Here is a 9,328-nt window from a genome sequence, read left to right as displayed (position 1 = left end):
AGACCGGATGTCTTCGTGTTTTGCTTTCATGTGCCAGCCGCCATCCGAACCAATATCGCGACGGGTCTTCACTTGAATAGAGCAGAGTCGCGCCCCCTCCACGTCAGTTACTACAATATCAGCGTTGGGAACTCCTTGCGGTGCGAGCGCAGCGATGTAACCACGCCGGAGTAATTCCGATATGACGTGATATTCACCAGCCGCACCGAGCAAAGAAGATTGAGATGACACTGGTTATTCCTACAAAGCCCGATTGCATCGGTTTACGCCGTTTACTAGTCGTAGTCAAAGCCGCTTAGCTTGCAAATGGAACCGTGCCCTCCCTCCGACGGACAAATGACCGCTCATGGCGCCTTCCGGCCACAGCAGATGGGTCGCGCCGAGTAGGCTTTGCATCATAACAGACAGGAACGATTGCCCTTGTCGCGCCGTACGCCCCACGGGAATCGCAGGATCACGTCGGAAACGCGTGCCATACCGGCGCGCCTCTCCGCCTCATCGAGGACCGCGACCGCAACAGCGTGCAGGGCTCGCGGCGGCGCGTTAGACGTCGGCCGCGGACCGTCAACAGGCGCGCAACGACGTCGTCGAGGAAGTCGGCATCCCGGGCTCATGCATTCCTTGCGCGAATCCTCGAGCCCCCCTTGGCGTTCTTAGCCCTGCTTTTCGCGCCGCCGTTGCAGACCGTCCGCCCCAGCAAAGCGGCGACGTCGTCCCCGGTCAGGAAGCGACGGTCGAGCAGTGCGTCGGCGATGCACTCGACGTCGGCGCGGCGCCGGCGGATCAGGTCGAGCGCGCGCGCGTGCAGCCGGGCGAGATCCGCGTCCACGGCGGCGCGCAACGCGTGGTCGAAGGCCAGGGACGCCGCCGGGTCGGGCCGGTGCCGCAGCGTGTCGCCCAGCCCGTGGGAGCCGTGCCCGTCGGCCAGCGCGCGCGTCGCCATCGCCAGATCGATCACGGCGCCGGTGGACGCCGCGCCGAGGACGACCTCCTCGGCGGAACGTCCCGCGAGCAGGATCACGACGCCGGCGTCGAGATCGGCGCGCGTCGGGAACATCGAGGGACGCCCGGCGGCGCGGGTCTCCCCGCCGGAGTCGCCGCGCGCGACGATCGACGTCGAGGCGATGGTCAGCCCGGCCTCGCGATAGGCGACGCAATGCCCGGCCTCGTGGACGGCGGCGACGCGCCGGTCGGCGGGCGAGCGATGATCGGGCGGCGCGATCACACGCAGCAGGTCGTCGAGCATCGGCGCGCGCCCAGCGTCGCGGGCGAGGCGCAGCGTGTCGTCGGCCCATTGCGCGGCCTGCGCGGGAGTGGTGCCAGGCGCGAGGCTCGCCGCAGGAACGAGATCGGCGCCGGCGAGCGCGGTCCCGAGGTGATGGCGCAGCACGGCGGCGAGGCCGGTCGCGTCGGGCGGCCCGATCTCGATCAACCGTCCGATTCTGCCCGGTCGCAGCAATGCGGGATCGATCTTTTCGGGGTGATTGGTGGCCGCGCAGATGACGAGGCCGTCCCGCTCGGAGTCGGACCCGCCGGAAAGCGCGAGCAGCACGGCGTCGAGCAGCGGCGCCCACCAGCTCAGCCGATCGGCGTCCAGCTTCGAACGGTCGGGAAGCCCGTCGATCTCGTCGATGAAATAGATGGCCGGGCGGGCTGCGCGCGCGGCGTCCCACGACCGCGTGAAGGCGGTCACGACGTCGTTGAGCCCCGTGGTGTTGCGGAACCAGGAGCTCGGGCTGGTGGCGATGAAATTCAGCCCGCAGGATTTCGCAACGGCGCGCGCGAAGAGCGTCTTCCCCGTGCCGGGCGGCCCGTGGAACAAGGCCGAGCTGTCCTTGGGCCACGCGGCGCCGGCGCGGTGGGCGGCGACCTCGGCGGCGAGCGACAGACCCCAACGCATCGCGCCGGCGGGAACCCACGGAAGCTCCTGCAAAGCCGGGCCGTCGCCCGTTCGAGCGACGGCCTTGCGCTTCGCGACGGCGGCGAGCCTGTCGACGACGTCGCCCGCCGCCGCGCCCGAGCGGAAGGACGCCACGATTTCATGGAAGCCGAGCATCGAGACGTCGGGGAGCGCGTCGGGAACGCGTCCGCTCGCGTGCTTCCGCAGCAGCGACCGCAGGACTTTGGCGTCGGGAGCGCGGACGCGGACCTGCGCATCGGCGACGGCGATCAGCGTCGACGGCAGGAATCGCTGCGGATCCTGCGAGACGCCGACGACGGAACGTCCGCGCGCGAGGTCGCCGGCGACGCCGTCATTGCCGCGCGCAGGATCGTGGTCGCGGCGGGACGTGCCGTCCCGCGCGAGCGAGACGATCTGCGCCGCATCCTTCCGGGCGGCGCGCGCCAGAACGTCGCACCAGTCGGCGGCGGGCGCCTGGACGACGACGGCGACAGCGTCGCCGTAACGGATCCGCCGGCGCAGATCGGCCGGCAGGGCCGCCCGCAGGCAGGCCAAGGCCAGAGCGTCGGCGACGCCGGCCGTTCCGACCGCGTCGTCGTCATCGTCGGGGCGGTCGAAGAGGTCGTCGTCGTTTCCCTTTATTTGCGAGCGCTTGCTCATTGGTCCCTCCCGCGCGCGCCGCCGCCGGGACGACCGAGGCGATAGAAGCGGCTCTCCGTGCGCGCCCAGCCGGCAGCGGCGTCCAGCGCGCACAGATCGGACGTGATAATGCTGCGATCGCCGAGCGCGGGATGACCGGTAACCGCTCCCGCGAGAGCGGGCGTCATGCGCCCGATGACAACCCAATGGTCCAAGATCGGCGCCTCGGCGAGATCGCTTTCCGCAGGAGCGCCATCCGCGAGGATACAGGCGATATCGTCCGACAGGGCCCGCGTTCTTCGAATAATCTGCTTCGGATCGTCGCCCAGAAAAATCGCACTACGCATTATGAAACCTCCATGCTCGAAAAAAATCACCGTTGTGGCGCCTCGGCTCATCGACCACGAGCGATCGGCATCCGGCGCCATCGTCTCTGCCGTGGAATCATGCGGGGGCGGCGACGATGCGCGGAACGCGATGCGCGCGTCTTCTGAAACGCAGGCGCCATGCGCCAGCTTTCGGCGATGAGATCGGAAGCGGCGGAGCGCCGGCGCCGCAGACCGAATATGACGATCTCGCGAGCGGCCGCCTCCCCGCGGAGTGCATGAAGCAGCGTGAGGCTCATCGCCGCGTCGACGTCTGCGATCGAGGCGCTCTGGTCTCGAGCGATACGAATGGCGCGACCGACAGCGGCAGCCACCCTGTCGCGACAGGAGTCGCGAAGATCCGCTCCGTCGAAGAGGCGCGCGAGATCTCGCATCAGCTCATGCGCATGGGCGCTCGTGAAGGCGAGAGCGGAGACATCGCGCCACCAGACGAAAGAAGGCGGCGCGCAATGCGTTTCAGCAATATTGCAAGGCTTCATGGCATAACCCTCCTGATCGCGCCCATCGGGGGCGCGTCGAATCTCGACATGTCGGAGCCCACTCGGGTTTAGAGTTTGCCTGGTCCTCGAATGAGCGCCCGACGTCGCGATCTTCGGCCGCCGATGAAGAATCGGCGCGGCTAGACCAGTTGGCTTGTGGATGCGCAAACGCGACCGAGGCGCGTGCGGCGGCGTCGCCGCGGCCGCACGCGATAGAATTGCGGGGTTGCGTCAGGCTCGGAAAGCGAAGCGCGCGTCGAGGCGGATCTCTTCCCACGCGCGCGTCACGCTGCGCGGGCTGCCCAACACGAGCTTGCCGGCGTCGTCGAGCGACCGGACGGGGACATCTCTCGACAGAACACGGACGTCCGGCCGGCCGTGCACCGGTTCGAGCGCACGGTCGCGCGCGAGCTCGTCGCGGATGCGAATGTCGCGCGGCCGCGCCGACGGTTGCGCCCGGGCGCGGATTTCCGATCCGGCGAGAACGGCCCAGCACCCGCCCGCCTCGGCGACGGCGGCTCTGTAGCCCATGTCTTTCAGGACCCAGACGCGCTCCGCATCGAAGGGCGTCACGAATCCGTCGACGTCGTCCGGCTCAATGGCGCGCTCGGAGTCGTGGACGGTTCTCTCCTCGAGGAGATCGAGGCCCGCCACCGAGAGATAGAGACGCGCTCGTTCGAACAACCCCAGCGCGGCCTGGAACGCGGACGTCGACGGAGGATTGGCGTCCACGCCGGACATGACGTCGCAGCGTCCGGCGGCGACCAGATGACTATGCAGGAAATACTGCAAACCGTGAGCGACCCGCTTGTCCACCGCGGGGCCATAGATGATGGCCGCGCGCGTAAACCAGGCGAGTTTGCGGTCCCGCATGTGATGAGCGAGACGATTGCGCACATCGAGCGTCTCGCCCGCACGCGCCATCGCGACATCCGCCCAATCGTCATTGAGGAGAAGATAGGCGGCAGGCGTGCGGAGCGGCAGAGCGCGCAGATCGAAAGAGAGCTGTTCGCGCGGGGTCAACATCACAAAAAGACCCGCGGCGTCGCACCCGGTGATCGCCGGAGCGGCATGTCGCGTCGGCGACCGATCGGATGCGGGCTGGACGCAGATCGGGTCGAGACGACCGAGGTGTTTGGACCCTTGCGTCGCGCAGGGGTCGAAGCGCAAGCCGCAGCCGTTCTGGACGGATTCCGCTCGGCGCGGAGACGTGATAGTCCCTTTGATAGCCATATGGTGATCTCCATTCGATCATCGTTTGGTCAGGCCGCTGTGGAGGGCTGGAATCCCTCCATGGCGGCCGCTTTTCGACTTGGATAGCCGCGACCGATCGACGAGATATGGATTCGGCTCAGGTTCTTCAAGGTCGAATCCGGCAAATATTTAGAAGAAAATTGTATAGTTAACGCAACTATCCTGCCAAGCTCAAGATTTTTAGCCGAATAGGAATGAATCTCCATTTGTCATCGAGAGCTATTCCGTCCACGAACCGCAAACATTCGTGACGGCTTGAAGTTGGCGCGTCTGGAAGCTATTACTTCCACTTTTGTCTTCTTCGGCAGATCCTTCATTCCCCCAGCACGAACGCAAGCTCTTGCCCATGGCGCCGAGCTAAATCATCACAGGCGCACCTCGTCTGGGCGCATCGTTGAGGCGATCGCCTTGGTGTTCGCCAAATTCGCCGACGTGCAATCGGTGCGTCAGACGCATTTGTGGTTCCGGCATGAGCGCGTGCCGCTGCCGGCCATCGTCCATGGCGCGGAAGGCCGCCAGATCGACTGGAAGCTGCCGGCATACCCAACGATCCTGCACATGCTGACCAACCCGATCTATGCCGGCGCCTACGCCTTCGGGCGCACGGGGCGCCGTGTCAGCATCGATGGCGGCCGAAAGAAGATCGTTCGCGGCTTCAGACGCGAACGTAAGGACTGGGAGGTTTGGAGGTATTGATCCAAGATCATCGAGCTGGGCGGACTACGAGAGGAACCTCGGCGTGATCGCAGACAACGCCAATGGCAAGAACGGCTGGCCTTAGATCACGCGCTACGCGCCGCCGTCGAGCGCATCGCCGACGCGCTGCTCGACCGCCGCTTCCTGACCGGGGACGACGTCGCGGCCCTCTTGGCGACGCCGTCCATCCGCCGCGGTGGCCCGAAGAGCGATACGAAGACTCGCGGGAGGAAATCATGAGCCTGAACCGCCGTCATCGCCCATGGACGACGATCGCCAAGGGCTGCGAGAGTTCGAGAGTTTCGGCCTCTCTCGAAATGCACAGGGTCGCGGGACGATCCGCGAGGGACCCCGGTCAGTCCCGTGTTACTCGGGGGTTTTGAAACACTTTTGTCCGCCGGAGAAACGGAAAATTCCGCGCGTTTGGCGCGGACAAATCCGTTACCAATGCGGACAAATTCGTTTTTGTGACGAACAATTCCGTTTCCAAAACGGAGAAATCCGTTTCTGTCACGAACAAAAACGTTTCGCCGCCGTGGCGCATGCCAACAAAATAACTCCTATTGATTCGTGCCGATATGATTTTATATTCCTGATAGTGAGCTTTTGCGGACAATCGTCATGGACATTCCTGTCCCCACGGCCGTCGCCATTCCGATGGTGAATGAAGCCATCGCCTCGACACCGTCTTCGCAGAAGCGGGTCCCGGACAGCAATGTCTCTTCGAGGATATCGAAATGTCGGTGACCGCGCAGACCATAGCGACCTATGTCGAGCGGGCCGCCCGGCTGAGGGCGCGCTGCGCTCGTGAAATATCGGTCGAGGTCGCCGAATTGACCCCGTTGCGCTTCGTGCATTGGCTCGTCGAACAAAAGTCGAACTGGAGTCGATCGACCTGGCGCTCTTACAAGGCGGCGGCGCTCTATGTCCTCACACACGAAGACCGGCCGCTCGACGAAGGCGACGGCGCTATCGCGATCCTCGGAGCTGAGAGTCAGACCGGCGCCGTCGTGCGGACAAAAGAAACGTCCGCAATGAAGGCGGGGCGATTTCGATACCAGGACCGCATGAGAGTGTACGCCGATCTCCGGCTAGGGCGTGCGCGATACGGGCGGGAGCTGATCGATTTCTTGAGAGCGAGCTGCGCGACCGGTCTACGGCCACTCGAATGGTACGCCGCGTCGCTGGAAATCCCCGAGAAGGGCTACAATGCAAAGCTCGTAATCCACAACGCGAAAACAACGAATGGCCGCGGAAACGGCGCGCGTCGGACATTGCGATGGCGGCACTTGAGCCCGAGCATGATGCGTTCGATCGCACGCACGATCGGACTCGCCCGTTCCTTCCTATCCGATGACGATTACACGAAATACTACGGTCGTCTCCAAGGGTGCTTGCAAGACGTGAGTCGGCGATTGTGGCCCGACAAGGAGCAGTGTTACGCGATCTATTGCTGCCGGCACGAATTCATCGCGCAGGCCAAGCTCGTCTACGCTCCGGCAGAAGTGGCGGCGCTGGTGGGCCATCACGACGACGAGACCGCTTTTACGCATTACGGTCGACGTGATTCGACCGGCGTCGTCGACATAGAGCTGCCAATCCCTGATGAGGCCGAGGTCGCGCAGGTTAGACGGACGGTCGCCACCCAGCTCGAGGCGCTCTCGAAATTGCATGAGCGCGACGACACTCCGGTGACGTCCAGAAGCCCCGCAGACCCACAGACAGTGGCGGAATTCGAGCCGTTCCCGACCCCGCCCGTCACGAAAAAGGACGAGCCCGCTCCCGATCTCAGCCTTTGGCCAAATTTTTACAAGATGCTCCACGCGCCGCCGACAGATTCGTCATCTTTCGGGTCGAGAAGAGAGCGGCGAGATGACACGACCAGTGACATTGAGCCGAATGAGAACGAACAGACGGGAATCAAGCCTCCGTAGCCGGCGAGTAGCTGAGCTCGTCATGGTCGGACCGGGTGAATGTTGCGCTAAATTTCGGCGAGTTTGGGCAGTGGCGGGTTCTCGGCTTCATCGGATCGAGAGCAGTGACTTCTCGGTCGGACAAACGACAGCGAAATCCACGAAAAAAAGCTGCCTTTCATTCGGCCCGGCGCGAATGTCCTCGTCCCGCAGCCGAAGCCGCAGGAAATCTTCCTGTCCACGCCGGCGGATATAGCGATCACGGGCGGCGCTGCTGCGGGGAAAAGTCGGTTGTCCTTGTTCTCGAGGCGACGCGCCACACTCACATCCCGAGCCCGCGTGACACGGTCCGTGTGCCATGCGCGGGGCAATTCGTTGAAACGATAGTGAAGGCAGGCTTAGCTTTGGGACAGCCGCGGGCGCCGGCCCGGAATTTCACATTGTCCTGCCGCGTGGCGTCGCCCCAATGATCCATGACGATCTCTCTTATTCCGTCGCCGAGGAGAGCGGGATAGTTCAGATCACGGCCGACGCTGGATCGTGCCCCTGGAGATGGTGTAGCTCAGGTCGGTCCCGTTCTAGGCGGCGTGGACAAATTAGCGATGTCTGGCGAATAGGTCTCGCTGGGCTTGATTGACCGAGCGATCATCCCAATCGATTTCGCGCTTCGACGGCGGGATATGGTCCCGTCGATGTTCATTGTCGTAGAATAGCGTCCCATGGATTCCGAGCGCATCACGCTTCAGGATCGGGCGGTTCCAAAGCGGTTTCAGCACGGAACCTGCGACCTCGTCGCCAAGCCGTTCGATTAAGTCTTCGACCAGTTCCATGTCTCGTCCGTCCGGGAAGATGGCAACGAACTCTTCCTCTGTTGCCTGAAACACGCTGAAAGTGGCGTTTGCAGCGCCGTCGATGATCTGGATATTTTTCATGAAGAATTTTCTGGCACGACACAGCAATGGTGGCAATCGGACCTGATTGACTTGAGCCAAAAGCATTGATTCAAGACTGCTTTTTGGAGGCAGACTTGAGCAGAGGCGACCTGAGCGAAGCAGAATGGCGTGTTTTGAAAGGCTTGCTCCCGATCGAAGCGTCGAACCGAGGTCGAGGCCGACCTCCTGAAGAGAACCGCTCGATCATTAATGGGATACTGTGGCGACTTCGCTGCGGCGCTCCGTGGCGCGACGTGCCGTCCAAATATGGCAACTGGAACACGATCTATCGGCGGTTCCGACGTTGGAGCGAAGCCGGGATCTGGGAAATGGTGGCTGTGACGCTGGCCGAGATCATGGCAGACAGCGGTCACTACAGCATCGACAGCACCACGGTTCGCGCCCACGTCTCGGCAGCGGGCGGAAAAGGGGGGCTCATCGACGCGCTCTTGGCCGCTCGCGGGGCGGGTTCACCAGTAAGCTTCACTGCCTGGCTGATGCTCTCGGACGACCGCTCGCCTTCCATCTGACAGGCGGTGAGTCAGCAGATTGCAAGGCGTATGATGCGTTGATCGATTTGCCCGAACGCGTGCCAGACGCACTGCTCGCAGACAAGGGCTACGATGCCGATGCGATCCGTTCTGACCTTGCCGCACGCAACATCGAGGCCGTAATTCCGGGACGGTCCAACCGACGCGTGAAAATCGAGCACAACCGCACCCTCTACAAACAGCGCAACCGCATTGAGCGCATGTTCGGTCATCTCAAAGTCAATCGCGCCATTGCTACCCGCTACGACCAGCTCCCCGAAACCTTTCTCGGCATGGTCAACATCGCCACGGCCAGATACTGGCTCAAATTTGTCCACGCCGCCTAGGGACTCCGGCATCAGTCGGTTTGATCAGGCGGCCACGGCGGGCAGCTTGACGATGGGATCATCGCTCAAAGCGGCGATTGTTTCCAGGGTCATATAGCGGCCACGCTGCACGGCCCATTCGTCATTCTGTTCCAACAAGATCGCGCCGACGAGGCGCTTGATCGCCTTCTCGTTCGGGAAGATGCCGACGACCTCGGTGCGGCGCTTGATCTCGCCATTGAGGCGCTCGATGCCGTTGGTGGACTGGATTTT

At 63.5% G+C, this 9,328-nt stretch carries 7 protein-coding genes and 2 pseudogenes; 3 read left to right on the top strand and 6 right to left on the bottom strand.

The window, feature by feature from the left end; translation table 11 throughout:
- The 4 genes and pseudogenes from VIF40_RS10475 to VIF40_RS10460 all read right to left on the bottom strand — a co-directional run.
- Positions 1-231: pseudogene (locus tag VIF40_RS10475) on the bottom strand (hypothetical protein); the annotation flags it as partial.
- A 379-nt stretch (positions 232-610) separates the two neighbouring features.
- The gene (locus tag VIF40_RS10470; RefSeq protein ID WP_331937459.1) at positions 611-2,560 is read right to left on the bottom strand and encodes an AAA family ATPase; all 1,950 of its coding nucleotides are present in this window, start codon (positions 2,558-2,560) and stop codon (positions 611-613) included.
- Positions 2,557-2,967 carry a DUF6634 family protein gene (locus VIF40_RS10465; protein ID WP_331937458.1) on the bottom strand — a complete coding sequence of 137 codons (411 nt, stop codon included), beginning with the start codon at positions 2,965-2,967 and terminating at the stop codon, positions 2,557-2,559. The genes VIF40_RS10470 and VIF40_RS10465 overlap by 4 nt, the downstream gene beginning before the upstream one ends.
- Before the next feature lie 668 nt (positions 2,968-3,635).
- On the bottom strand, positions 3,636-4,328 hold the full coding sequence (locus VIF40_RS10460; protein WP_331937457.1) for a hypothetical protein: 693 nt from the start codon (positions 4,326-4,328) through the stop codon (positions 3,636-3,638).
- Positions 4,329-4,919: 591 nt separating this feature from the next.
- On the opposite strand from VIF40_RS10460, the gene VIF40_RS10455 reads away from it, so the two are divergent.
- Entirely contained in the window at positions 4,920-5,354 is a 435-nt protein-coding gene (locus tag VIF40_RS10455; protein WP_331937456.1) for a recombinase family protein, read from the top strand.
- Between the two features lie 737 nt (positions 5,355-6,091).
- Positions 6,092-7,288, top strand: coding sequence for a hypothetical protein (locus tag VIF40_RS10450; protein ID WP_331937455.1), 1,197 nt, complete (start codon positions 6,092-6,094; stop codon positions 7,286-7,288).
- Positions 7,289-7,863: 575 nt separating this feature from the next.
- Here VIF40_RS10450 and VIF40_RS10445 read toward each other — a convergent pair.
- Positions 7,864-8,199, bottom strand: a complete 336-nt coding sequence (locus VIF40_RS10445) for a hypothetical protein (protein WP_166143243.1) — start codon at positions 8,197-8,199, stop codon at positions 7,864-7,866.
- A gap of 95 nt (positions 8,200-8,294) precedes the next feature.
- Here VIF40_RS10445 and VIF40_RS10435 point away from each other — a divergent pair.
- A pseudogene (locus VIF40_RS10435) lies at positions 8,295-9,076 on the top strand (IS5 family transposase).
- Positions 9,077-9,100: 24 nt separating this feature from the next.
- On the opposite strand, the gene VIF40_RS10430 reads toward VIF40_RS10435, so the two are convergent.
- Positions 9,101-9,328, bottom strand: a 228-nt coding sequence (locus tag VIF40_RS10430; RefSeq protein ID WP_331937453.1) for a transposase, incomplete at its 5' end; no start/stop codon positions are given.

Source organism: Methylosinus sp. (genome assembly GCF_036560965.1).
Classification (GTDB): domain Bacteria; phylum Pseudomonadota; class Alphaproteobacteria; order Rhizobiales; family Beijerinckiaceae; genus Methylosinus.
The sequence above is the reverse complement of the archived record's forward strand: the minus strand, read 5'-3'. Positions and strand labels throughout refer to the sequence as shown.

Excerpts from the sequence above, each read along its gene's own strand:
- VIF40_RS10470 (WP_331937459.1), bottom strand. The coding sequence starts at position 2,560 with ATGAGCAAGCGCTCGCAAATAAAGGGAAACGACGACGACCTCTTCGAC.
- VIF40_RS10465 (WP_331937458.1), bottom strand. The coding sequence starts at position 2,967 with ATGGCGCCGGATGCCGATCGCTCGTGGTCGATGAGCCGAGGCGCCACA.
- VIF40_RS10460 (WP_331937457.1), bottom strand. The coding sequence starts at position 4,328 with ATGGCGCGTGCGGGCGAGACGCTCGATGTGCGCAATCGTCTCGCTCAT.
- VIF40_RS10450 (WP_331937455.1), top strand. The coding sequence starts at position 6,092 with ATGTCGGTGACCGCGCAGACCATAGCGACCTATGTCGAGCGGGCCGCC.
- VIF40_RS10445 (WP_166143243.1), bottom strand. The coding sequence starts at position 8,199 with ATGAAAAATATCCAGATCATCGACGGCGCTGCAAACGCCACTTTCAGC.